The organism is Phormidesmis sp. 146-20, from assembly GCF_052939475.1.
Map to the genome: position 1 here is coordinate 1 of NZ_JBJPHT010000040.1, position 24,151 is coordinate 24,151.

The 24,151-nt window shown below is 48.4% G+C and carries 24 protein-coding genes and 1 pseudogene; 15 read left to right on the forward strand and 10 right to left on the reverse strand.

The genetic code is table 11. The annotated features are described in order from the left end of the window. Positions 1-190 precede the first annotated feature (190 nt). Positions 191-442, reverse strand: coding sequence for a helix-turn-helix domain-containing protein (locus tag ACKFKH_RS24070; protein ID WP_446860905.1), 252 nt, complete (start codon positions 440-442; stop codon positions 191-193). Between the two features lie 90 nt (positions 443-532). Here ACKFKH_RS24070 and ACKFKH_RS24075 point away from each other — a divergent pair, with 90 nt between their 5' ends. Both ACKFKH_RS24075 and ACKFKH_RS24080 read left to right on the forward strand, forming a co-directional pair. Beyond that, positions 533-757 carry a hypothetical protein gene (locus ACKFKH_RS24075; RefSeq protein WP_446860906.1) on the forward strand — a complete coding sequence of 75 codons (225 nt, stop codon included), beginning with the start codon at positions 533-535 and terminating at the stop codon, positions 755-757. Positions 758-920: 163 nt separating this feature from the next. Then, positions 921-1,032, forward strand: a pseudogene (locus ACKFKH_RS24080) (S-layer homology domain-containing protein); the annotation flags it as partial. A gap of 295 nt (positions 1,033-1,327) precedes the next feature. Here the strand turns inward: ACKFKH_RS24080 and ACKFKH_RS24085 are convergent. Further along, a complete protein-coding gene (locus ACKFKH_RS24085) occupies positions 1,328-1,669 on the reverse strand; it encodes a hypothetical protein (protein ID WP_446860907.1) in 342 nt (113 codons plus the stop codon). A gap of 3 nt (positions 1,670-1,672) precedes the next feature. Beyond that, entirely contained in the window at positions 1,673-3,217 is a 1,545-nt protein-coding gene (locus ACKFKH_RS24090; protein ID WP_446860908.1) for a cryptochrome/photolyase family protein, read from the reverse strand. 254 nt (positions 3,218-3,471) lie between these two features. Between ACKFKH_RS24090 and ACKFKH_RS24095 the strand changes: the two genes are divergently transcribed. Continuing rightward, complete coding sequence (locus tag ACKFKH_RS24095; RefSeq protein ID WP_446860909.1) at positions 3,472-3,789, forward strand: hypothetical protein; 318 nt, start codon at positions 3,472-3,474, stop codon at positions 3,787-3,789. A 175-nt stretch (positions 3,790-3,964) separates the two neighbouring features. Here the strand turns inward: ACKFKH_RS24095 and ACKFKH_RS24100 are convergent, their stop codons facing one another. Continuing rightward, positions 3,965-4,792, reverse strand: a complete 828-nt coding sequence (locus ACKFKH_RS24100) for an SWIM zinc finger family protein (RefSeq protein ID WP_446860910.1) — start codon at positions 4,790-4,792, stop codon at positions 3,965-3,967. Between the two features lie 222 nt (positions 4,793-5,014). Between ACKFKH_RS24100 and ACKFKH_RS24105 the strand changes: the two genes are divergently transcribed. The 3 genes from ACKFKH_RS24105 (at position 5,015) to ACKFKH_RS24115 (ending at position 7,277) form a co-directional block, all read left to right on the forward strand. Next, a complete protein-coding gene (locus ACKFKH_RS24105) occupies positions 5,015-5,719 on the forward strand; it encodes a response regulator transcription factor (RefSeq protein WP_446860911.1) in 705 nt (234 codons plus the stop codon). 84 nt (positions 5,720-5,803) lie between these two features. Beyond that, positions 5,804-6,637 (forward strand): cyanoexosortase A, encoded by an 834-nt coding sequence (gene crtA, locus ACKFKH_RS24110; RefSeq protein ID WP_446860912.1) that lies wholly within the window; start codon positions 5,804-5,806, stop codon positions 6,635-6,637. Further along, the gene (locus tag ACKFKH_RS24115) at positions 6,621-7,277 is read left to right on the forward strand and encodes a cyanoexosortase A system-associated protein (RefSeq protein ID WP_446860913.1); all 657 of its coding nucleotides are present in this window, start codon (positions 6,621-6,623) and stop codon (positions 7,275-7,277) included. The genes crtA and ACKFKH_RS24115 overlap by 17 nt, the downstream gene beginning before the upstream one ends. A gap of 129 nt (positions 7,278-7,406) precedes the next feature. Here ACKFKH_RS24115 and ACKFKH_RS24120 read toward each other — a convergent pair whose 3' ends face one another. The 5 genes from ACKFKH_RS24120 to ACKFKH_RS24140 all read right to left on the reverse strand — a co-directional run bounded on the left by ACKFKH_RS24120 (position 7,407) and on the right by ACKFKH_RS24140 (position 14,290). Continuing rightward, on the reverse strand, positions 7,407-8,447 hold the full coding sequence (locus ACKFKH_RS24120; protein ID WP_446860914.1) for a PEP-CTERM sorting domain-containing protein: 1,041 nt from the start codon (positions 8,445-8,447) through the stop codon (positions 7,407-7,409). A gap of 703 nt (positions 8,448-9,150) precedes the next feature. After that, entirely contained in the window at positions 9,151-10,158 is a 1,008-nt protein-coding gene (locus ACKFKH_RS24125; RefSeq protein WP_446860915.1) for a zinc-dependent alcohol dehydrogenase family protein, read from the reverse strand. A gap of 503 nt (positions 10,159-10,661) precedes the next feature. Continuing rightward, positions 10,662-11,867: an ABC transporter substrate-binding protein gene (locus ACKFKH_RS24130; RefSeq protein ID WP_446860916.1), complete on the reverse strand. Its 1,206-nt coding sequence runs from the start codon at positions 11,865-11,867 to the stop codon at positions 10,662-10,664. A 524-nt stretch (positions 11,868-12,391) separates the two neighbouring features. Continuing rightward, positions 12,392-13,348 carry a sugar-binding transcriptional regulator gene (locus ACKFKH_RS24135; protein ID WP_446860917.1) on the reverse strand — a complete coding sequence of 319 codons (957 nt, stop codon included), beginning with the start codon at positions 13,346-13,348 and terminating at the stop codon, positions 12,392-12,394. A gap of 138 nt (positions 13,349-13,486) precedes the next feature. Next, positions 13,487-14,290, reverse strand: coding sequence for an SDR family NAD(P)-dependent oxidoreductase (locus ACKFKH_RS24140; RefSeq protein ID WP_446860918.1), 804 nt, complete (start codon positions 14,288-14,290; stop codon positions 13,487-13,489). A 165-nt stretch (positions 14,291-14,455) separates the two neighbouring features. Between ACKFKH_RS24140 and ACKFKH_RS24145 the strand changes: the two genes are divergently transcribed. The 6 genes from ACKFKH_RS24145 to ACKFKH_RS24170 all read left to right on the forward strand — a co-directional run bounded on the left by ACKFKH_RS24145 (position 14,456) and on the right by ACKFKH_RS24170 (position 21,020). Next, positions 14,456-15,814 carry an ABC transporter substrate-binding protein gene (locus ACKFKH_RS24145; protein WP_446860919.1) on the forward strand — a complete coding sequence of 453 codons (1,359 nt, stop codon included), beginning with the start codon at positions 14,456-14,458 and terminating at the stop codon, positions 15,812-15,814. Between the two features lie 377 nt (positions 15,815-16,191). Next, positions 16,192-17,100 (forward strand): carbohydrate ABC transporter permease, encoded by a 909-nt coding sequence (locus ACKFKH_RS24150; protein WP_446860920.1) that lies wholly within the window; start codon positions 16,192-16,194, stop codon positions 17,098-17,100. Between the two features lie 31 nt (positions 17,101-17,131). Continuing rightward, a complete protein-coding gene (locus ACKFKH_RS24155) occupies positions 17,132-17,953 on the forward strand; it encodes a carbohydrate ABC transporter permease (RefSeq protein ID WP_446860921.1) in 822 nt (273 codons plus the stop codon). 122 nt (positions 17,954-18,075) lie between these two features. Next, positions 18,076-19,179 (forward strand): ABC transporter ATP-binding protein, encoded by a 1,104-nt coding sequence (locus ACKFKH_RS24160; protein WP_446860922.1) that lies wholly within the window; start codon positions 18,076-18,078, stop codon positions 19,177-19,179. 8 nt (positions 19,180-19,187) lie between these two features. Continuing rightward, positions 19,188-20,708, forward strand: a complete 1,521-nt coding sequence (locus ACKFKH_RS24165; RefSeq protein WP_446860923.1) for a mannitol dehydrogenase family protein — start codon at positions 19,188-19,190, stop codon at positions 20,706-20,708. Between the two features lie 12 nt (positions 20,709-20,720). Next, positions 20,721-21,020, forward strand: coding sequence for an FGGY family carbohydrate kinase (locus tag ACKFKH_RS24170; protein ID WP_446860924.1), 300 nt, complete (start codon positions 20,721-20,723; stop codon positions 21,018-21,020). Positions 21,021-21,210: 190 nt separating this feature from the next. Here ACKFKH_RS24170 and ACKFKH_RS24175 read toward each other — a convergent pair whose 3' ends face one another. Further along, positions 21,211-22,431, reverse strand: a complete 1,221-nt coding sequence (locus ACKFKH_RS24175) for a saccharopine dehydrogenase family protein (protein WP_446860925.1) — start codon at positions 22,429-22,431, stop codon at positions 21,211-21,213. A gap of 529 nt (positions 22,432-22,960) precedes the next feature. On the opposite strand from ACKFKH_RS24175, the gene ACKFKH_RS24180 reads away from it, so the two are divergent. The 3 genes from ACKFKH_RS24180 (at position 22,961) to ACKFKH_RS24190 (ending at position 24,090) form a co-directional block, all read left to right on the forward strand. After that, positions 22,961-23,311, forward strand: a complete 351-nt coding sequence (locus tag ACKFKH_RS24180; protein WP_446860926.1) for a YkgJ family cysteine cluster protein — start codon at positions 22,961-22,963, stop codon at positions 23,309-23,311. A 65-nt stretch (positions 23,312-23,376) separates the two neighbouring features. Next, a complete protein-coding gene (locus tag ACKFKH_RS24185) occupies positions 23,377-23,772 on the forward strand; it encodes a TMEM165/GDT1 family protein (RefSeq protein WP_446860927.1) in 396 nt (131 codons plus the stop codon). A 24-nt stretch (positions 23,773-23,796) separates the two neighbouring features. Continuing rightward, positions 23,797-24,090, forward strand: a complete 294-nt coding sequence (locus tag ACKFKH_RS24190; RefSeq protein WP_446860928.1) for a TMEM165/GDT1 family protein — start codon at positions 23,797-23,799, stop codon at positions 24,088-24,090. The last annotated feature ends 61 nt before the right edge of the window (positions 24,091-24,151 follow it).

The window sequence follows — 24,151 nt, forward strand, 5'->3', positions numbered from 1 at the left end:
GACTTCAAACGAAGCGAGAGAATGACTCGTGCATCACCCTCTCAACTTACCTTGATATAGTAAAGATAATAGGCGGAACCACATTCATCTTCGTGGGAGTTACGATCGCCAAATTAAAATATGAGATTATAACTGCAAAAACTTGAGCGATCGTCCCCTTGAGATGAAGAGCATCCCCTCTTCAAAACCATCACTCTTCTTCATCTTCCACAATCTCGCCTAAGTAAAGCCTGACAAATTCTTTTGCTGCGGTAGGATTCATTGCTTTGAGAGCTTTAACAATTTCTACGATCGTGTCTGAAGTCGGTTCTCTCTGCTCATGAAACCATTTGAATACAGCAGAACGATCGATTCCTAGAGCAACTGCCAGCCGATTTTGACTGATGTTGTAAGTTGCTAATACTTTCTTTAGCGCCTGACTTGCCCTTCCCATGCACTTCATCGTGTCAGAGGATGATCCGGCAGTAAATGTTGTCTGATCAGACCACGACGTGACATGTTGTCCATATCAACCACATCTAAGGTAAATCATATGGCTGAAGAATTTATTGACGATCGCATTCCTTCCCCCATTCGTCAGCGCGATCGTGAGACGGTCAGAATTATCATTGTGGGGTCTCGTCGGGGCATTACCAATGTGATTCACACGCTGTATGCACACGAGTTTGCTCAGATTCATGAATGGAGCAACCCGGAGCCTGAAATCAATAGTGGCAAGCTGATGAGCGTGATGACTCGATATTTGCATCTGGAGTAGACGACGATCGCTCAAATCCCTCGATACAATGGCAAAACAGATGGCAAAAAAGGTGAGGGAATTTGAGATGAAGAATCTACTGCATAGCTCAATTTTGGTGGCGATCGTCACCCTTTTCAATCCGTTGGGAGCCTCTGCACAAAACTTGCCCAAACCTGAATCAGGCTGTCTGAGCGGCTACCCGGATGGCACTTATCGGGGCGATCGTCCCCTGACTCGGAATGAGTTTGCTGCTGGAATGAATGCTTGTCTCGATCGCGTCGATCGTTTGATCCAAATTAATCGAGAAGGCTTGGCAACGAGAGCAGATTTTGAGGCGTTGATCCAACGTCAGCGACAATTGAATGAAGAATTGAAAGTGTTGAACGATCGTGTCTTAGAGCAACCATCTCCAGCAAAGTAACAAGTTGTCTACACGGGGAGAGATTTGATCAAGATTGTTTTCCGTCTGTAGACTCATCAGGAGTTCACTCTTCAGAACAGGACTTTCACAGTTTAGGATTGTTAACTTATAAGTATACAAAGCGCGTCCGGGTGGCGTTCTTGATATCTCCTCTTTCTAAAATGCGTCTAGCTAAACCCTGAGTCTTGTGGTGATGACTTGGGGTTTTTAATTTTGCCTCGCCATTTTAAGCTGTTTTGATTGAGTTGTTGAAGGTATTCGTCGGGTTGAGAAATGATCGATTCAGCAAGAGCGATCGCTCCTTCCAACTGTTTTTGAGTGAGTTGTTTGTAGGCTGGCTCTTTGCCTTGCTTAAGAACTTCATACCAACAGCAACCCAGCAGATTATCTAACACAATGCGCTGAAAACAATGGTTAAACTTTACAGGAAATTGTCGGGTTTTGGCGAGTTCTGGAAGCGTTTGATTGGTTAATTGTAGATAGCGATGTCGCAGGTGATCAAGATTCATCTCTTAAGGTGTGGAAGGCAGACGATATTCAGTTTGTTGATGCTCTCTGCGCCATTGGTCGGCTTTTTGACGAATTAATTCTCGTTCTTCATCTGACAGCTTGGTTAGATTAAAAAGGATTTGCCCCATGCGGTTGTTGTGCTTGAGCTTGTCATGGTGACGATCGAGAAAGTCCCAGTAAAAGAAGTTGAAGGGGCAGGCGTTTTCCCCGGTGCGATCGCGGCGATCGTAGCTGCATTTTTTACAGTAGTCGCTCATATTATTAATGTAGTTTGCAGAAGCAGCGTAAGGCTTAGAGGCCATCATCCCGCCGTCGGCAAACTGGCCCATTCCGATTACATTGGTCTGCATGACCCAATCGTAGCCATCGATAAAAGCAGTGTGAAACCAATCCTGCACTTCTTGAGGAGAAATCCCGGCAATCATCGCAAAATTGCTCAACACCATCAATCTCTGAATGTGATGCGCGTAGCCAATTTCTTTGACCTGATTGATGACTTGATGGAGACAATTCATCTTCGTTTCGCCCGTCCAATAAAAGGCAGGTAAAGGCTGATTATGATTGAAGAAATTGCGGCTTGGGTAATCTTCTCCCATGTGCAGATAGATGCCATGCATGTATTCTCGCCAGCCTAGAATTTGCCGCACAAATCCTTCGATGCTGTTCAATTCCCAGACATCTTGATTTTGATAAAATGCTTTCTCTGCGGCTTCCAAAACTTCCAAAGGATGCAGCAATCCAATGTTTAGATAAGGAGACAGCATCGCGTGCCACATGGTTTGTTCTCCTGTGACCATTGCATCTTGATAAGGGCCAAAAGCCGACAAGCGAGTTTGAATAAAAAACTCCAGCACTTGAAGCGCTTGCTTACGAGTCACGCCCCAACGAAACGGCTCGATCGACCAATAGTTTTGGCTCTCTTTTAGCTCAGGAGACTGCTTAACCCAATCGATCACTTCTTGAGTGATGGCATCTGGCTCAAACCAAATCGCTTCGGGTAAATTGAGTTTTCCTTTGGGTGGCTTGCGGTTTTCTTTGTCAAAGTTCCATCGACCGCCGATCGGCTGATCCCCCTCCATCAATACGTTGAATCTGCGCCGTCCCTCGCGATAAAAATCCTCCATAATTAGCCGTTTGCGCGATTTTGCCCAATCGAGAAAGTCCTGATCTTGCCAGATAAATCGATTGCTGGGGGTCAGCGTCACTTCACAGGGCAGATCAAGCTGTTGAATGAGATTGGCGAACGGGCGATCGGTAGGAGTCATCACCCGCAATTCTGTAATCTGATGCTGCTCAATCCAGGCTAAAAGCGGCGTTTTGAAGTCTACAGAGGTTTTGTAGGTGACATCCCAGCCTGTTTCGCGCAGTTCTTGAGCAAAATGGCGCATTGCTGACCAGACCAACACCAATTTTTGCAAATGATAAGGCAATTCTTGACCGTGGTTGAGCGATTCAATGAAAATTACCCGCTCTGGACGATCGCAGCTTTTTAGCGCCGACTGCCCTGCCCAAAGCTGATCCCCCAAAACCCAAACGCCGATCGTCATAGTCACGCTTTCCCTATACGAATCTGAACTATAGTGTCATTGTTGTAATCTCACAAGCTGAAATACGTCTGTCTGGAGATGCAAACTGTTCCCGATTGATCATGACAGAGCAATGATTTTTTACTAACCTTGACAACAAAGATGGATACGGGCAGCGACAAAAACAGAATTGGTAAGTTAACCAGCTTTTAAACGGATAAAACATGATTCATTGATTAGAATGAAACTGTTATGTCACATCAGTCAGTCAAATTATGGTGGTCGCAAAAAGTAGAAGATCGAACGCAGCGATTAAAGTTGAAACAACAGAAATCGATCAAGTTGGCGCACTGTTAGCCGATTTGCCAGAGCGCGAAAAAACAGAGGTTCCTCTACGTGATGCGATCGAGGAACTGCAAGACTCCCTACGAGCCTCTCTGAACAAAGGCTACAGTTATGAAGAACTTACCAAAATTCTTAATGACAGTGGAATTTCCATTAGCGCCTCAACGCTGAAGCGCTATTTGTCGATCGTTCAGAAGAAGCCCGCCACAGGAGGAAAAACCAGAGCCAAACGGACTCCTAAATCTTAGATTAAGTTTAGACGACTAATATCAGACACAAAATTTTGTGAGGGCAGGTTTCGTCAGGGTTGCTGTCAATTTAGCCAATTCTGAGCAAGCTTGCCTTTTTTATTAAAGCCCTTGGTCATCGCGGCAGAGGCGCTACCTCTCTAACAAAGGCGGTGGGCAGAATTCTCTCAAGATTCTATTCCTCGTCGTCTGTCGTCATGGCAATTTGCACCGCTTTTTGGCTGACCGTCTCATAAACCGTCGTGAGATACTCCATTGCAGTTTTAGTCGAAGCTTGATTAGGCGGATCAGACTTGAGGGGAATTGTTCCCAAAACGGTCAACACCGTCTCGCTGGTGGGCGGAGGCGTAATCACGATCAGAGAAGGTTCGAGTTGTTCGTGGTATTGCCAAAAGCGATCGAGGTTCAGAGGGGTCGCTGCTCGAAGGGTTGGTGTGTCTGACGGCTCGATCGCAATGGGATCACTCCCCATGCCGCGAATTTGACGTAAGGCTTCGATAATTTGCTCTTTGGTGCGGCCGCGTAGCTGAAACAGAACAAACGGATCTTCACTAAAGCGATCGCCCAGCAGGTAGTAAACGGCTCCAATATGCTTACAGGGATTGGCAGGATCAGGGCAAGAACAGCGACTGTGAATATCAAATTTATTAAATGGAAACAAACTCAGCCCATTTGCAGTGAAGACTTCTTCAATATTTTGGGGCATTTCTCCAGCCAGCAGCTTTGCCGAGAAGATTGCCCGTTCTGCCATCGACTCAACCACATAGCTCCATTGTTCATCGCTAAACGGGTCGAGAGAGAGAGAAACTTTGTAGGGTTCTGGGGCCGTCCCCTGCACGTTGGCAGACACTTTTGCGCCCTGGAAGTCAATCCCCAAAACGTTTCCTTCTCTGGCGTAGGTGCGGGCGCGAGCTAATCGACGAGTCCACCCAAAGGATTCGAGTACATCAATCCAGCGCTGGGCCCACCATTCGCGACTCGGTTGAGAATAAGCGTCTGTCATGAGACTGGAGTGTGTAGAGGATGAATTGTATTATAGGTGTGAATGATGGGTGTGAACTTAAAGGGGCTGGCGAGTACAGTTCGCTTCGCAAGTGCATTCGGCAATGCGGCTAACAGAACAAACCCTGCCTTAGCAGGTTAAGACGCTTTCAAAGGAACTTACATTCACGCTATAGCTGTCTTAATTGAGTCGTGAGATGATTGGGCAAGTCGAGATAGCTGGGTGGGCTACTCGATCATTGCTAACCGTCTTGTTGCTTGGGTTATGGTGCAAATTTTGCTGGCTGAGGATGATGAGTTGTTTCGTCTGGGGTTGCGAATGCGGCTACAACAAGAGAATGGATTGGAAATTGTCGCCGAGGCAGAAGATGGAGAGACGGCGGTTGAGTTGACCCGATCGCAAAAGATTGACCTTGTATTATTAGATGTTGGCTTGCCAGGAATTGGCGGCATCGAAGCCTGTCGTCAAATCAAACAGCAGCAGCCTCAATTGCCAATTTTGGTGCTAACGTCTCGCTCCGAAAAGGATTTGATTGCTCGATTGATTACGGCTGGCGCACATGGCTACTGCTTAAAGGGACTCGCCGCTGAGAAATTGATTTTGGCAGTGCGATCGGTAGCCGCAGGCGCTTCGTGGTGGGATCAGACGGCCACAACCGAGATTCAAGCCGTCTTTCAACAGGATGCGGGCTACACAATACCGACCGTTGCGAGCAATCCTCTGACCCGGCGAGAGCAAGAAATCCTCGGATTCGTCGCAGTTGGGAAATCAAATCAAGAGATTGCTGAAATTTTGGTTATCTCACCTGGCACGGTGCGGGTTCACGTCCACGCGATTTTGCATAAGTTAGATGTCCGCGATCGCAACCAGGCCGCCGTCTTCGCAATTCAAAACCATCTGCTTGCCGCTGAGTTTCTACCCAAATAATCTCTCCCAAATAATCTCTCTTCAGAAACACGACAAACCTTAAAAAACTTCATAGGGTTAGATCCTGTGAGTTTGAGGACGATCGTGAATCTGCTCAAAAACGCTAAATTTTGGCTACTTGGAATCGCGGCCACTCTGACCGTCCTTCAGTTACAGCTTGCGTGGCGCAGTGGTCACAAAGAGCTAATCGAGCCGAGTTTTTTGTGCTGGGTGGCGGTGTGGTTTTTGGTGTGGCGTCACCGTTCTAGTTTGAGATTGGAAAGTGGAACAGCGGCGACCAGTGTGGGACTTTTGCTGATCGTCTGGGTGTTGATCAGAAGTGCTGCTGTGGTGGAATATGATGCCTTTTTGCGTTTCTCGCCGTTTGTTTCAGCGTTGGGGTTAGCGTTGTTGGCTTCTGGGTTTGGCGTTAGACAGTATTGGCGAGAGTTGTTGATTTTGGGGTTTGTTGCGATTCCATCGACGAGTTTGTTGTCTACGATCGACCTTTCTCCTTTGACGGCCGAGTTTGCGACTAGCGTTCTCTGGTATTTGGGCTATCCGGTCATGCAGCAGGGAGTTAATATTGTGCTGCCGACGGGTGTTGTAGAAGTTTATGAAGGCTGTTCGGGTTCTCAGTTAATTTTGCAGTTATTAACGCTGACGTTCCTGTTTTTGGTTGTATTTCCCAGTCGTCTGATTTCAAAGCTGTTGATTCCATTAATTGCTGTGTTGATTGGATTCGTGGTAAACGGTATTCGAGTCGCAATCATGGCAGTATTATTTGCAAATTCTAATCGCCCTGCCTTTGACTATTGGCATATTGGTGCAGGGTCGCAGATCTTCTCAATCATCGCGGTCATATTACTGGGAGTTTTTTGTTATTTTTTACCGTTTGAGACAGAGTGGGAAATCGAAGCGGATGCAGAAGAAATTTAGAATTGGACTGCTGGCGGCCACATTGACCAGCGCTTTGTGTGTATTGGGAAAAACGATCGTAGCGCCTGCCCAAGAAGTTGATACGGTTGCCACGATCGCGCTGCCCGCCAAAGTCACACTTCCGGGTTGGCAATTTCTCGCCAGCTATCCCTTGATTGTCAATCCCCAAAGTCCCGGTTTGACCTCACCCGTCACCGAGCAAACGATCGCAGGTCGTGCGTATCAATATGCTCAAAATGGAGTACCCCTCACCATTGAGATGCGCTATTTTGTCAACTCTTATACCCATGTGCCGTCTGCGATCGAAGAAAGTTCTCTCACCTCTACCCAACCGCTGTTAACGATTCGTCAGCGCAACGGTTTTTATGCGTTGTTTAGCCGACAAAACCGCACCCATCTGAGTGCCTGTATTCCCGTTTATGGTGAAAGTACGGTGAGCGATCGCCAGTTTATTCAAAATCAAAATCGGGTTGAAGTTTTATCCAAGCGATCGCTTCCCTGGTTACTGGGTCAGGCTGCTTTGCGCGATCGGCAGTGTCTCTGGGCAACGTTATCGATTCCTTCTACAGCGTCACCTGAGCAATTAGAGGCGGCCTGGGATAATTGGTATCCCTTATGGCGCGGCAGTTTGAGAGACTGAAGACGTTAGACAAGAGACATTGGTTGCTCTGTTTCAGTAGGCTTCTGCCCCCTAAATCCCCCACGAGTAGGGGACTTTGAAGGGAGTCAAAGTTCGGCGATCGGCGGGTCAATTCACGATCGACTGAAGCTATTTATTTGATTTCTTCTGACGCTGGCGCGCTCTTCTTTTTTGCATTAGAGCAGCAATTCCGATCGCTGTTCCAGATCCTAAAATCGTCAAGGGTTCAGGAATGGGTTCGCCTTCGGGAGTGGTCGGAGGCCCGATCGTCGGAGGCGGAAACAGTGGTTGACCGGGAGGAGCGATCGTTTGTGGAGGATTAGAGTCATTGTTGTCGTCGTCGTCACCGCCTGTCAAAAGCGCCACCCCAGCCCCCACACCCAGCAGACCTAACCCGACAGCCGTTCCTGGAAAAGGAGGCGCACCGCCGCCCGTAATTGGAGGAGTCGTCCCCCCCGCTGGAGGCACTTGCCCTGTCACAGGCGGAATTCCTGCACCGGGAGGCGTTTCGGCAGATGGAACCGGAGGCGGCAACGCACTTCCACCACAGGCTGTATCTCGCATTCGCACAATAAAGTCGTCAAAGTCACGATCTTGTTGCGCTCTCGTTCTGACAAGGGCTGACCCGGTATCATCCCACGCGAGAATCATGCCACCGTCTGCACAAAGATTAGTCGGATTGCCCGTAAAAGTGACCTGACGCTCTTTGTTGGGGTTCATCGTGTCTTCGGAGTAGACCGTCCCGGTGGGGCGACCGTTAAAACTCGACTCTAGATAGAACACGTATCGAGTATTGGGTCGAAAGGTGAGGCGGCCCAGCGGTTTGATCACGGTTGCTTGTGCTGTGCCCAAAAAGTCGCGCTCTGTGTTGAAGTCGTTAACTCGAGTCGAGGGTCGCTCTACCGGAGCAGGACTGTCGGCAGGTTTGACCTCGATCAAGAGCGGAGTTTTCTCGTTGGTTTCCAGATTGATCACGCCAAATGTAGACTGATAGGCCCCATGAGATTCTACAAAGTCGGACTCGATCGTGGTTTCTCGATTAAATTGCACGCCTCCATTTCCGATCGACAGATCGGCGGCTTGAGCTTGAGCCAATAAGTTTGTAGCAAGCCAGCCCAGAGCAACGCCACAGGCTAAAACCTTTGAATGGTGACGACGAGGTACTTGCATGGATAGATGAGGGCTATTTTGTGAACGATCGAGAAACTCTTTCGCCTGGTGAGAAGGGCGCTTTGACGAGACATTCAGGAGGGGAGTATCTTTTGACACGACTTTTGGCACAATAGTAAATCAAACGCTACAAAGAACCTTTAGAGAACAGGAATGAATCACTTTTACTCAAGAAGATGTCATTACCAAGTTGTCCTTTAAGGGGACACTACGACGAACAACAAAATGATGTCTTTGTTTCTGCTCAGTGTAAAAATGTTCAAAACAACAAAACATCACCCGATCGAGACATCATATCGAGGCGAATCTCATTCTTATGGGATACGTCAATAAAGCGAATCCAATTCAACAAGCTTTTGGGATGGAAATCGTACCGCTAGTGAAACGCTAGAGATTTATATCCTCACCTTGATGGATGATTTTAGATGGATTAAGTTTAGGAATTTGTTGGCGACGATCGACGAATCGGAAAGCGTGCAGTAAAAGATTTCATCAGGCTTCTTTAAGAAATCAACTTTGTGTTGCTAGAACTGATGTACATTCGGTCAAGTTCTTTCACTTTGTTGTTTGGCGCTTTTGCCCCCAACTTCGCAATTTTGGCAGACTTTAGAATGAGCGTTCTGGTTCAAAGTTCCTTACGGGCGGGAATTTGGAGACTGTTTCTAGCTAAAAAATTGTGGTGAGAGACTCAATTGGATTCACGTTAAAATTGCAAGCAAATCTTGCCGAAGTGTGCGCCACTTTCTAGATACTGCAATGCTTCACGAGCTTCGGTAAAGGGAAAGACCCGATCGACAACTGGACGAATTTTGTGTAGCGCGATCGCTCGATTCATCTCTGCAAACATCTCCCACGAACCAACATAAATTCCTCTAACTTGAATACTTTTAGTGAAAATCGGCCGCAAATTTGTGCCTAAGTCTGCTCCTGATAGCACTCCGATCAAGCTAATGTTTCCTCCAATTTTGGCGGCTTGCAGCGATTTGGGTAACGTCCCGGCTCCTCCAACTTCGACTATATGATCGACCCCTTCGCCATTTGTCAGCCGATACACTTCTGCATCCCAGTTGGGCGTTGTTTTGTAGTTGATTCCCTCATGGGCACCCAGTTGACGCGCTCTAGCTAACTTCTCGTCGCTGCTAGAGGTCAAAATAATTCGTGCCCCCGCAAGTTTGGCAAACTGCAACGCAAAGATAGATACGCCGCCCGTCCCTTGCAGCAATACCGTATCTCCCGCCTTTAGACCGCTTCTCATCAGAGCATTCCATGCCGTCACAGCCGCACAAGGAAGCGTCGCCGCTTCGAGATCTGAAAGATGATCAGGCACCGCAATCACTCCGGCTTGAGGCAGCACTCCATATTCTGCTAACAGCCCATCTCCAGGACTTCCCAGCGTCGATCGCAACCCTGCCTTAGTAGGAGCGCCCGATCGCCATTGCTGAAAAAAGGTACTGGCAACCCGATCGCCGACTTTGACTTGAGTTACTTGCTCCCCGATCGCTACCACTTCACCGACTCCATCCGACAGCGGAATCAACGGCAACGCTTGTTTGGGATTGTAGCGACCCTGAACGACCATCAAATCGCGATAGTTGAGCGAGGCAGCCTTGAGACGCAGCAGCACTTGGTCAGGAGCAGGTTGGGGAGTGGGTCGATCGACAACTTGCAGCGCGTCTAACCCAAAGGAATTTTGAATCGCGATCGCTTTCATGGTGTGGCCTATTGAAGGGGCAGTCTTTCAGAATTTTAAAGGATTGCAACCTCCACGAATTGCAGTTGTCCTCTAACCTGATTGACGGACAAATCTCTCCTGGCTTCGTAGAACCTCGCGGAGCGTCATCGCTAAACTCACTCTAAAAGGGTAACGCAGCAGCAGCGCTCTAAGAATTTTGTCCGTCAATCTGCTTCAAACCTGAAATTTTCTTGTTCAGAACACGATCGTTCCGGTTTGAAATCGAAATGTTCCGGTTTGAAATGCGATCGTTCCGGTTTGAAATCGAAATGTTCCGGTTTGAAATGCGATCGTTCCGGTTTGAAATCGAAACGTTGAGGCTGGCGAATAGAATTCGCGCCTAAAAGAACAAAGTCTGCCTTCGCAGACTAGACCTCTCTAAAGGTTTGTTAATCCGCGAAGGCGGATTTTGTTCTCGTAGCTGCGGTTTTAACCGCCAAGCAAAAAGTTTTGTCAGTCAACCAACTAAGCGCCAGAAAGGGCTACTTCAAAAATGCAAACTTGCCGTTGTTGCCATCAGCATCCATCTTAATTTGAGCAACGTAGAATTCTTTTTGCACAATGTCTCCCTCTGGCGTAAAAGAAATGGCTCCGATCGGCGTTTCGTACTGTCCTTTGAGCAGCGTTTGGTTGAGAGCGACCCGCAGATCAGGAAGCGCCTTTTGAGAAACTTTGGTTTGAGCGTCGATCGTTTTCAAGGCCTCCACATAGACCTGAATTGCTGTAAAGGCTTGAGCGCTAAACTGGGGCGGTTCTTTTTTAAACTGGGCTTGATACGCCGATCGAAAGGCTTTATTCACCTCACCGGGATGCTCTGGACTATAAGCCTGGGCAATCAAAATGCCATCACAGAGCGCCTTACAGACAGGCAAGATATTCGATGTGTTAAGACCATTGCCGCCAATAATCAGACCTTTGTAGCCCAATTCTCGCAGTTGACGCACCAGATTACCACCGTCGGCCGCCAGTCCAGAAACGATTACCAGGTCAGGCTTTGCGTTGATGCCCGCAGTGGCTTGAGACTGAAAATCGGTGTCCGCCGTCTGAAACTTTTGCACCGTAACCAACTCTAACTTTTGGTCTTTGACCGTCTGCTGAAAGATCTCAGTTTCTGACTTACTAAAAGCATCATTTTGAGCATAAAATACCGCCACTCGTTTGATCTGCGGATTGATTTTTAGAGCCGCTCTGACTGAATTGGGTGCCACGATCGAAACCGGAGCCGACACCCGTGAGACAAACTCCCCAATCTGCGGAATGCCCTTTGCCGTATTCGAGGGCCCCAAAACCGGAACTTTGGCTCGATCGGCGATCGGATCAGCACTAAAGGCCTGTTGAGACAGCGTAGGGCCGACAATTGCGACCACTTTATCTCTTGTCAACAGCGTCTGAAACGCATTGATAGCGCCCGCTTCGTCCCCCGCCGTATCCTGAAACACCAGCCGAATCGGGGTGCCATTCACGCCGCCTTTATCGTTGAAGTACTTCTCAGCAATTTTTGCTCCTGCCACTTGTTCTTGCCCCAACAGGGCGACATTACTGGTTTGAGCGACAGCAACTCCGATCGGGATTCCGCTAGAATTGCCGCCCGAATTGCTCCCAGAATTGCTCGTCGAAGCTGTACTACAAGCTGACAATAAAATCGTAAAAACCAACAAAACCCAGGTTCGAGCAAAATTTGATTTCATAAACACAAATCAGAATTGAGAGTCATAGTTTGATCTACCACAAATTGGGCAGCCACACTGAGCAATTACGGTTTGCAGGTTTGAGCGCGATTTTTGGGGTTGCTCAACAATAGTACAAACTCGCTACCCAATTCCCTAATGCTGGGGGCTTTCAAACTCAACGATCGCATGACTATGCTGTTTGAGTTGTGAGAATTCGGCGATTCGTGATTAGTGGTTAGGTATAAACCAATGGCTAAGAACTAATGACTAGCAACCCGCTATTTGAAGATTCTTACAACAGATTTAGAATTGCGATAGCAATCCCAAGTCACTCGTGAAATACAGCATTGATCGTGCCCCCTAAATCCCCCAACTTTGGGAACTTTGAGCCGAGAGACTTCCTAGATTTCAAGAGACATTCCCCAGTTTCAAAGTCCCCCAGACTGGGGGATTTAGGGGGCTGAAACCGACTGGAACGGAGCGACAAAAATCTGTTCATGACTCATTTAGAATTGCGATATTCAGATTCCGCAATGCCAAATTTAAGAACTGGCAAGAATGGCTTGTGCTGCACTATCGTCAGTAATTAATCCACTAATCAGCTTGCCGTGGAGAGCCGCGAGAATCGACTCAGACTTTTTTGCGCCTCCCGCAACCCCAATTACCAGCCGTTGAGTCGGTTGTTCTAAAGGAACTCCAGCCACTCGACTATTGGTGCCACCGCAGATTAGAGTTCCGTTGCGATCGTAGGCCCAGCCCGCGATTTCTCCGACTGCGCCCAATTCAATCAGTTCGGTGACTTCTGCATCATTGATAAATCCATCTTGATGAAGCGGCGCATTCCAGACAATCTGACCCACCCCGACAAAGGTCGCTTTTGCTTGCTCGGCTAATCGCTTTACCGTGAGAAATGAGTGCTGCGTTTGTAACAGATCTCGCTCTTTTAGGTTGGTCGCAACAACTGGAGTCGGGACAGGGTAAGCCTGAGAACCCACCCGATCGGATAAGTGAATCACCACCTCATGACGGCCCGCCCGCCCCGCGTGGGACATATTGCCCAAAATCGAGACAATCTTATGCTGAGGTTGGTTCATCGGGGGAATTTGCTCAACCATCGATCGCAGCGTCCGCCCCGTTGAGAAAGCCAGAATCGTTGGTGTTTTGGCCACTAGATAAGCTTCTAAATGAGTCGCCGCACAGACCGCAATCCCGTTGAAGGTGTCGATCGCCCCGTCACTGGGGACAACTTCACACACCAACAGCCCAAACTGATCTCGAATCGCCTCCGCCAGCGCAATACACTCACTCAACGGATGATCAAGCCGAAACTTGATGAGTTTTTCGCTAACGGCCAGAGCAACTAATCGCTGTGCCATCTGTCGAGAAACGTTTAGCTTGGTAGCGATCTGTTCCTGGGTGTTTTCCCCAATGTAGTAGAGCCAGGCAGCATGAGCCGCAAGATCTAACTTACGATCGTAGCGATCGGACGACTCTCGCATTGTTCACCTTCCAACAACATTTTCCAAAGTGAGGCTCTATCAACAGGAGCTACCTTGTTCTTTGTTAAATATACGCCCAAAGGCTGATTTATTGCTCAAAGATTCAATTAGCTCATCTTTGAAGGCGTTTGAGCAAACTTACGATATTCCCCCTGTGATCTCCAGATTAAAGCCTGTGATATAACTAGCCTCCTGACTCATCAAAAAGGCAACGCCATTGGCGACTTCTTCCAGGCTTCCTAGTCGGCGCATTGGTACAGAGGCAATCATCTGCTGTTCTACCACTTTGGGGTCAGGATCAAAGTACTGCGAATTGGTAGCCGCCTGCAACTCTGCTTGGCGAGTCCACATATAGCCAGGGCCAATCAGCGCAGGTGAGATGGCATTGACGCGAATGTGATGAGGCGCAAGATCTTTGGCGGCTGTTTGCGTCATGCCGATCACAGCAAACTTTGAAGCTCCATAAGCCAGCATGTTGGGCGGGCCAACCACTCCGGCATAGCTTGCAGTATTAACGATCGCTCCTCCACCCGTTTCTTTCAAGCACTGTGCCGCAGTTTTGAGCACGTAGTAGACCCCAATGATGTTAATGTCAACCACCTTTTGAAAGTCAGCATCGGGATACTCATCGGTCTTGGCAAACACGCCCTGATAGCCTGCATTGTTGAACACATAGTCTAGTTGTCCAAACTGTTCTATCGCTGCCGCAAACGCCTGACGAACATTGTCTGGGTCAGTGACATTGCAGGTCAGGGTTGTGATTTTGGTGTTGTAGTGTTTTAGTTCGGTGGCGACTTCTGCCATTTTTGTCGCATTGAGATCAAGTAGGACGATGTTTGCTTGATTGGCAGCAAACCGATGGGCAGTTGCTCGTCCAATGTCTCCAGCGCCCCCAGTGATCAAGATTGTTTTATTAGAGAAATTGTAGGTTGCAGTCGTCATCTTTGAGTTCCTTTTTTCAACTTATAAACATATGTTTCAATTGCTTTCTGACTTCTCATCTGGCAACTAAATCTGGCTATGATTCTATTATTGAGCAATTGTTCAGTAGTTGAGCAAAAAATAAAACTTGTAATTCGGTTTTTATTACATAGGAGACATATGATTGTGACGCGGCAATTCCGCTTCGCCAAATTGTTGGCAATGTTTTTTGTGGGTGTTTTGCTAGTTCAGCTTCATGCCTGTTCGGGGGGAGGCGGGTCACAAGCTAATCGAAAAAGCACCGTCACGATCGCCACCGTTAATAACAATGACATGGTGATCATGCAGGAGCTTTCAAAAGAGTTTGAAAACGCCAATCCTGATACACAGCTTAAATGGGTAGTCCTCGAAGAAAACGTATTGCGTCAGCGCGTTACCAACGACATCGCCAACAAAGGTGGACAATTTGACGTGATGACGATCGGCACCTATGAAGCGCCAATTTGGGCAAAACAAGGCTGGCTCAAACCCCTGGACAATCTCCCTGCTGACTATGATGTGAATGATCTTCTTCCTCCGGTAAAGCAAGCGCTTTCTAGTGACGGCAAACTCTATGCACTGCCTTTCTATGCTGAGAGTTCGATGTTGTATTACCGCAAGGATCTGTTTCAAAAAGCAGGAATTACCGTTCCTGAACAACCCACTTACGCTCAAGTCAGAGAATGGGCAGGCAAAGTTCACGATCCAAACAATGGAGTATATGGGGTCTGTTTGCGCGGGAAACCAGGTTGGGGAGAGAACATGGGATTCTTCACCACATTAGTTAATACGTTTGGTGGACAGTGGTTTGATATTAACTGGAAACCAACGATCGACAGTCCAAATTGGAAAACTGCGCTGAACTACTATGTTGATCTACTCACCCAATATGGGCCGCCAGGTGCAAGCTCTAACGGATTTAACGAAAACTTAGCTCTCTTCTCGACAGGTAAGTGTGGGATGTGGGTTGATGCAACAGTGGCAGCCGGAAAGTTATCAAACCCCAAAGAATCGCAAGTAGCGAATACAGTTGGCTTTGCACGGGCCCCGATCGCCAGCTATCCAAATGGCTCAAATTGGTTGTGGGCCTGGTCGTTGGCAATTCCTTCTACAACCAAATCTCCTGATGCGGCTCAGAAGTTTGTGACCTGGGCTACTTCCAAGCCCTATGTGCAGCTAGTTGCTGAGCGTCGAGGTTGGATTGCGGCACCTCCTGGCACTCGGAAGTCTACTTATGAAAATCCGAACTACCAGAAGGCGGCACCCTTTGCCCCGATCGTGCTGCGATCAATTGAGTCAGCCGATCCGAGCAAACCTACCGTCAATCCAGTTCCTTACACAGGCATTCAGTTTGTCGCGATTCCTGAATTTCAAGCGATCGGCACTCAAGTCGGACAAACGATCGCCTCTGCACTAACCAAACAGGTTTCGGTCGATCAGGCGCTCCAACAAGCCCAAAGTAGTACCGAAGAAACAATGAAACGCGCAGGTTACATCAAGGCTTAGTCTCTGCTCCTCCCTGGCTCCTCTCGCAGGGGTTGGGGAGGTTTTCTAATGAAACTCGTAGGGAAAGGACATTAGACCAGAGACATTAGACCAGAGATTAAAAAGAATACCTAACGATTAACGTTAGCTTCGCAAGAGCAGTTGGAGGGCATTCATAATTCGTGCAGGAGTCCAACGGCCAGAGTCTAAAGTCCAACGTCCAAAACCCCTCCTGGCGTTGCTGAATCAGGGGGTGTGCCCCAAAGCGGCGGGAAACCCAAGGTTCAAAGTCTCCCAATTTTGGGAGATTTAGGGGGCGAAAAGATGGACACTTTCCACGCATTCATCCCTCCAATCAGCAACGCCCTCCTCCCCATCCCAACAGAAAGCTTCAACCTATGTCCTCTACTTTGGCTGTCAAGCCTCATCATAAACACACCGCTACTAAGCGACAGATTTCAACACTTCCGCTTGTTGCGCCGTCGGTCTTTGTTTTGCTGCTCTGGATGATTGTGCCGTTGGTGATGACGGTTTGGTTTTCACTCCAGCGCTACAACTTGCTCAACACCGCAAACAATCGCTTTGCAGGACTCGAAAATTTTACGTCTCTATTGAGCAATCCAGCTTTGTGGATCTCGATCGTCAATACGCTGGTGCTGGTTGGCTCAGTGTTGGGGATTACGATCAGTCTGGGTACGCTCCTCGCCGTGTTGTTTAATCAAGACTTTTTTGGGCGTGGCATTGCTCGAATTTTGGCGATTTCACCTTTCTTTGTGATGCCAACCGTCAGCGCTCTAATCTGGAAGAATTTGCTGATGCACCCGGTGAATGGATTGTTTGCCTACGTGACGCGATCGCTAGGGTTAGGAGCGATCGATTGGTTTGCAGACTATCCAATGCTGTCGGTGATTCTCATTGTCTCGTGGGAATGGCTGCCGTTTGCGCTGCTGATTTTACTAACTGCGATTCAATCCTTAGATGACGAGCAAATCGAAGCCGCCCGAATGGATGGTGCCAAAGCGATCGCACTGTTTCGGTACATTACGCTGCCCCATTTGGGACGAGCGATCGCTGTCGTCGCCATGATCGAAACCATCTTTTTTCTAACCATTTTTGCAGAGATCTTTGTGACGACCTCTGGCGGGCCGGGACTCGCCACAACTAACCTGGCTTACTTTATCTACTTAAGAGCCTTGTTTGAGTTTGATGTTGGCAGTGCCTCAGCCGCCGGACTCATTGCAGTCGTCTTAGCCAACATTGTCGCCATCTTCCTCATGCGTCTAGTCTCTCGCAACCTGGACGTTTGATAGACGTTTAATAACCCTTATCCCTCGTCCCATGACTCGAAAACTTTCTCATCGCATCTTCATCACCTTACTAGGCTGGTTAGCGGCAGGTCTATTGTTCTTCCCAATCTTCTGGATGGTTCTCACTAGCTTTAAGACCGAAGCCGCCGCCGTTTCTATTCCCCCACAGCTATTCTTTCAGCCCACGATCGAGAACTATGTTTCCATTCAGGATCGATCCAACTATTTCGCATTTGCTCTGAATAGTGTGGTCATTTCTGTCTTATCGACGTTGTTAGCGTTAGCGCTTGCGGTTCCTGCGGCGTATGCGATGGCGTTCTTTCCGACCAAACGGACAAGAGGAACGTTGCTGTGGATGCTTTCCACCAAGATGTTGCCCTCAGTGGGGGTGCTAGTCCCCATCTACCTGCTGTTTCGCAACTCTGGACTACTGGATACGCGCATCGGCTTAACGTTGATTTATGCCCTGATCAACCTTCCGATCGTCGTTTGGATGATCTATACCTTTTTCAAAGACGTTCCTAAAGAGATTCTCGAAGCCGATCGTATGGATGGAGCCAACATTAAACAAGAATTTTTTCATGTATTGTTGCCGTTGGCACTACCCGGAATTGCTTCGACGGGCTTACTTTCCATTATTCTGTCCTGGAATGAAGCTTTCTGGAGTCTCAATCTAACTACCACGAATGCGGCTCCTTTGACGGCGTTTATTGCTTCGTTTTCGAGTCCTCAAGGCTTGTTTTGGGCACAGCTTTCGGCTGCTTCATCAATGGCGATCGCACCCATTTTGATCTTTGGTTGGCTCAGTCAACGACAACTTGTTCGAGGTCTAACCTTTGGTGCAGTCAAGTAGAGTCGAACTAAGAATCTTGTCCAAAAGTCTACCAGAATTGGCAGGCAAAAGACTTAAACAACGCAGCAAAGAGACTAGCTCTAATTCACCCATTCAATAACTATTCACAACTATCCTTTTTTATGGCAACCGTCACACTGAGAAATCTTCGCAAACAGTTTGTAGGGACTGAGATAATCAAAGGGATTGATCTCGACATAGACGATCGTGAGTTTGTTGTATTTGTTGGCCCGTCAGGCTGTGGTAAGTCAACATTACTACGAATGATTGCCGGCCTCGAAGAAATCACATCGGGCGATCTGCTAATTGATGGACAACTCGCCAACGATGTATCGCCAGCCGAACGCGGACTCGCAATGGTGTTTCAAACCTATGCGCTTTATCCACACATGAGCGTTGCCGACAACATGGCGTTTAGCCTTCGGTTAGCAGGCGTTCCTAAAGCGCAGCGCGATCAGCGAACCCGTGATGTCGCCCGCATTCTACAACTCGAACCGCTGTTAAATCGCAAGCCTAGAGAACTATCGGGTGGACAACGCCAACGAGTCGCGATCGGGCGGGCCCTGGTGCGAAATCCTAAAGTATTTTTGTTTGACGAACCCCTATCTAACTTAGATGCCGCCCTGCGGGTACAGACACGAATTGAGTTAGCCCGACTCCATGACAGTCTGCAAGCTACGATGATTTACGTGACTCACGATCAGACGGAAGCGATGACCCTCGCAGATAAGATTGTTGTCTTGCAAAATGGAACGGTCGAACAAGTCGGAGCACCGATGGATCTCTACCATCATCCCCAAAATCTATTTGTTGCGGGCTTTATCGGCTCCCCCAAAATGAACTTTCTGCCCGTCACCGTCACAGCCGTCAATGATGTAGAAACAACGGTGAAACTTCCGACTCAAGCAACCGTGACTGTTTCTATCCAGCCTGGACTGTCTGTAGGCGATACTGCAACGCTAGGAATTCGCCCCGAACATCTCCGGTTGGGGTCAAGTGGTACATTAGAAGGTGAAGTGGTGGTGGTTGAGCAGTTAGGTGGAGAAACTTATCTCTATGTTCAGATTACGGGTGGAGATAGCTTAGTCGTGCGAACGGATGGTGCTAACAATAGTCGAGTCCACGATCGCGTTTCTATTAACCTTGACGGTAATTTTTGCCATCTGTTTGATAGCCAAGGAAAAACTGTTTCCAACAATCGTCGCCGTTCTCTATTGCATTCATAATCCTTTTCATGAGTAACCTTCGCACAGATTCTACGATCGAGCTAAATCAATCCGCTTTGTCTCGTTTATCAGATGCCGTTCAGATTCCTCGTTACGATCGCCACCTTCTCAAAAATGGAATCATTCACATTGGCGTAGGTGGATTTGTAAGAGCGCATTTAGCGTTGTATCTCGATAATTATTTTCATGAAACTTCTGACTTTAATTGGGGAATCTGTGGCGTAGGGCTACTTGAGCAAGATCGTCGAATGCGAGATGCTCTAAAGCTGCAAGACTGTCTGTATACCCTGATCGAACGATCACCCAACGACGATCGCGCCCGCATTATTGGATCAATCGATCGCTATCTGTTTGCGCCGCCAGATCCCCAAGCTGTCATTGCAGCCCTGGCCGCTCCTAGCTGTCGAATTGTCACCCTCACCGTGACCGAAAACGGCTACTACTACAACGAAGGCAATGGTGAATTAGACGTAGAACACCCGACCATTCAACACGACTTACAGCACCCCAATCGACCGATCGGAACCTACGGAGTTTTAGCCGCCGCCCTCGACCAACGCCGGAAACAAGGATTAGCGCCCTTCACCGTTCAGTCTTGCGACAACCTACAGGGCAATGGCACTATCACTCGAAAAATGCTGACTGCCTTTGCAGAACTTCGCAATCCAGCTCTCGGAAAATGGCTCTCAGAACAAGGTGCATTTCCTAATAGTATGGTCGATCGCATTACGCCCGCGACAACGGATGCCGATCGTACCCTGGTTGCCCAACAGTTTGGCATTCAAGACAGCTTTCCGGTTGTTGCAGAACCCTTTATTCAATGGGTGATTGAGGATCAGTTCTGTGCAGGCAGACCCAATTTAGAAGCCGTTGGCGCTCAATTTACAAGCGATGTACATCCGTATGAATTGATCAAAATTCGACTTCTCAATGCCAGCCATATGCTAATTGGCTATCTTGGCTCGCTGTTAGGCTACACCTATGTCCATGAAGTGATGGCTGATCCGCAGTGCAGGCAAGCAGTCATGGCGCTCATGGAAGAAGTAACTCCCACGCTACAACCCGTCGCAGGCATGAATTTGACGGACTATAAAAAGACGCTAATCGAACGCTTTGAAAACCCCAAAATTCGCGATCGACTCCCTCGCCTCTGTCTGAATAGTTCTGCTAAAAACCCCAAATTTTTACTCGGTTCATTGCGCGACAAACTTCAGCAAGGCGGCTCGATCGACTATCTAAGTCTGACGATCGCAGCCTGGTTTCGCTGTCTAATCGGACAAGACGAACAGGGAACCGTGATTGCGATCGAAGATCCCTTATCCGATGTTCTCGCCCTCAGAGCCTCTCAGAGTAAAACCGACCCCCGCCCGCTACTCAGCCTGATCGAAATTTTTGGCCACGACCTCCCCCAATCCACCCGCTTTGTCGAAGCCACCACCAACACCCTACACCAGCTTTCCAACCTGGGAGTCAGAGCAACGCTAACCCAGCTTTTTCAAGGGAACCAGGGACAGAATCCACGTTTGTAGACTTAGTAGACCGTGAAAGACAAACTTTGCCCGATCATACTTGGCTTAGACTTGGGAACCAGTGGAGTGCGCGTAGTCGCGGTAGAGGCTCAAGGCTACCTCATTGCTCAGTCCAGCCACGCCTACCCCCTTGCTACCCCTCGCCCCAGTTGGACAGAACAAAACCCCACCGACTGGGTACAAGCCAGCATCGCAGCACTACAAGACATCGCCCTCCAGTTGCCCAATGCCGAAATTGTAGCGTTAGGTTTATATGATGAGAGGTTCGATCGCTATCAACAAAGCTATTACGCCCTCAAGACCGACCCTTAAAGCAATGTGAATTCGATGAAACTTTTTCACTGCATTATTAGCGTCTTTTGCCACCCAAGCTGCCAATTCTAGGAGACTTTAAGATTAGAATTCTAGCAGAGTGAGCATTGTCCACGAAAGCCATAATTCAAAGCATCGACCAAGGGTAGTAGCTATCAAAAGCGCTAGAAATTTACTAACTAGAAATCTACTAGACAGTTTGAGTCTCCAGAGTCATTCCAGCCTGACGTAATCGCTCTGCCAGAATGTCACCTAATCCCGTTGCTGGCGTGAGAATTCCACCCCTCGCCTGACCGCCTGGTAGTTCATCAGCTTGTAGAGCCAGACATAAAGCAGACTCACAGAGAAACTTGACCGTCGCCCGATTGCCCGGATCTCCCTGGTCACGAACAAACCCCCAAACCTTGCGCCCATCTGGTGCAGTGCCTACCAGTTCACAAGAAAACCAGCCTTCATTCATCGTTTGCTCAGACGGCCCACTCCCCGGTGTTGGCAAAAAAGGTTGAAGGAGCGATCGTAGTTGGGGTTGTTGCAACAGACCCGTAACGACAGCAAATCCTGCGGTCGCACTAGCTGCTTTTAGCCATGCCAAAGGTTCATCAAACTTGAGATACTCCTGATAGGTAAAGCCACTTCCATAGGATTGTTGCCACTCATCAAACAGGGCACAACTACGACGCACAATTCGAGTATTGACCGGGCCCATAAAGAAGGGAGCAACCCAAGTGTTGAGATCGGCGCTGTAAGAAGGTGCGTCTGGGTCTTGGTTGCGATCGAGGTCACTTTGAGAATGTTGAGTAGACGGATTTAGCAAAAAAGGATCACGAAACTGCGCTGCATGAGGAGAATCATACAAATTAAAGCCAGATGCCAGCGTCCCTCCATTTAACCCGCCCTCAGCCTGAAAGTAAGCATTCACATTCTGACAAGGCATTCCCCATTCTCGTTGCAGGTGACGCACGACTAGATAGCTCCCTAAGTCAGACGGAACAGAATCAAACCCACAGCAAGGAATAATCCGAGTCCCGTCAGAGGCGGCTTGAGTGTGGTAGCGATCGACGAGTTCCCTAACCCAGGGCGTTTCTCCAGTAATGTCCACATAATGAGTTTTTAACCGAACACAGGCATCCACAAGCGTATTGCCATAGAGCGCAAACGGCCCAGCCGTCGTCAACAGCACCCGCGTTTGGGCGATGATCGCATCCACCGCCTGCTGATCCTGACTATCTGCAACCAGAACATCCACCGCCGCGCCAACTTCATTGCTGACCGCTTCTAACTTCTGGCGGTTTCGTCCTGCAATCGCCCAACGAACGTGCTGAGGAGCGTGTTGAGCAAAGTACTGAACGGTCTGCTTGCCCACAAACCCACTAGCCCCATAGAGAACCACATCATAGAGACGATCGGACATCAAACAATACTCCTGAGCAACACAGCGACACCCTCTACTCTAACTAAACCTGAAGGATCTAAATGTCTCCACGGTTTCTACCTCAAACTAGGCTGCGACAAATCGAGCAAAAGCGTTTTTTCTTTCAACCTGAATCAGTCCTAGCAGTATGAGGCAGAAGAATTAGACTTCCTGCACGAATCATATAGCAATCCTAAATAAGTCATGAACAGATTTTTGTCGCTCCGTTCCAGTCCGCTTCGCCCCCTAAATCCCCCAGTCTGGGGGACTTTGAAACTGGGGAATGTCTCTTGAAATCTAGGAAGTCTCTCGGCTCAAAGTCCCCCAACTTTGGGGGATTTAGGGGGCACGATCAATGCTGCATTTCACGAGTGATTTAGGATTGCTATAGATGCCCTCCGACTGCTCTTGCGGAGCTAACATTAATCGCCAGGTATTCTGAATAACGAAGCGAAGACCTGATCGAATTGATGCCCTTTTAGCCTCTCATCTGGTTAGACTGATAGACTGAGCAAATAAACTTACTATCATGGCTACCTGGATCTGCGTCAAACAATGCGGTGCTTGCTGTCACCTCGACCCCACCGATCGCCCCGAACTGCCCGATTACCTTTCACCTCCCGAACTCGACCTCTACCTGAGTATGGTTGGCGAAGACGGCTGGTGCATCAACTACGACCAGATCAATCGCGAATGTCAGATCTATGAAAAGCGACCTCGGTTTTGTCGCGTCGAGTCTGAAACCTTTCAGCAAATGTATGGCGTTGAGCCAGAAGAACTGAATAGCTTTGCGATCGACTGTTGTCGCCAGCAGATTGAGGGCGTGTATGGCGATCGCAGTCTAGAAATGGTGCGATTTGATCAAGCTGTCGGAATTTGAAGAAAGATTGCCAATCAGAGAGAAGTCCTGGATAATGAAAGAAATGTGAAAACCAAAATGCAGCTATGGCGCTTACAGAACTCTCGATTGCTCAGTTGGCTGAGTCTGATTTAGAAGCTGATCAGGTGATTGCGACGGCAGTTGTCGTTTCTCAACCCGACCTCAGTCAAGCCTCAAAGTGGAGTTTCTGGAGCGTTTTTGGTTCCACGTTCGTCACAATTTTTCTAGCAGAATTGGGCGACAAGACACAAATCGCCACCCTGTTGATGAGCGCCGAATCTCACGCGCCCTGGGTTGTTTTTGCAGGTTCGGCCACGGCTTTGATTGCCACCAGCTTGATCGGGGTTCTGATTGGTCGCTGGCTTTGCACTCGCCTCTCCCCCAAAACATTAGAGAAAGCAACAGGCACGCTTTTACTCTTCATTTCTTTGTTGCTGCTGCTCGACGTGATTCAACCGTAGCCCTCTATTTTTGAGATTCGCTTTATGGACTGGCACCTTTTAGGTTTAAGCTTTATCACCGTTTTTTTGGCAGAGTTAGGCGATAAGAGTCAACTAGCAGCGATCGCCCTCAGTGGTAGCAACTGCAAGTATCCCAAAGCGGTTTTCTTAGGGACGATCGCTGCTCTCATTCTGGCCAGCTTGATTGGGGTGATGGTCGGTGAAGGAACGGCTCAAGTGCTGCCTGCTCGTCTCGCCAAGGCGATCGCTGCTTTTGGGTTTGCCGTTTTAGCCATTCGTTTACTGTGGTTTAACCGCGAGTCAGAAGAAACGCCCTAACACTCAGTGAAGAAACGCCATAATAAAAGCCCCCAGCGAACCGGAGGCAATTTGGAGTTTC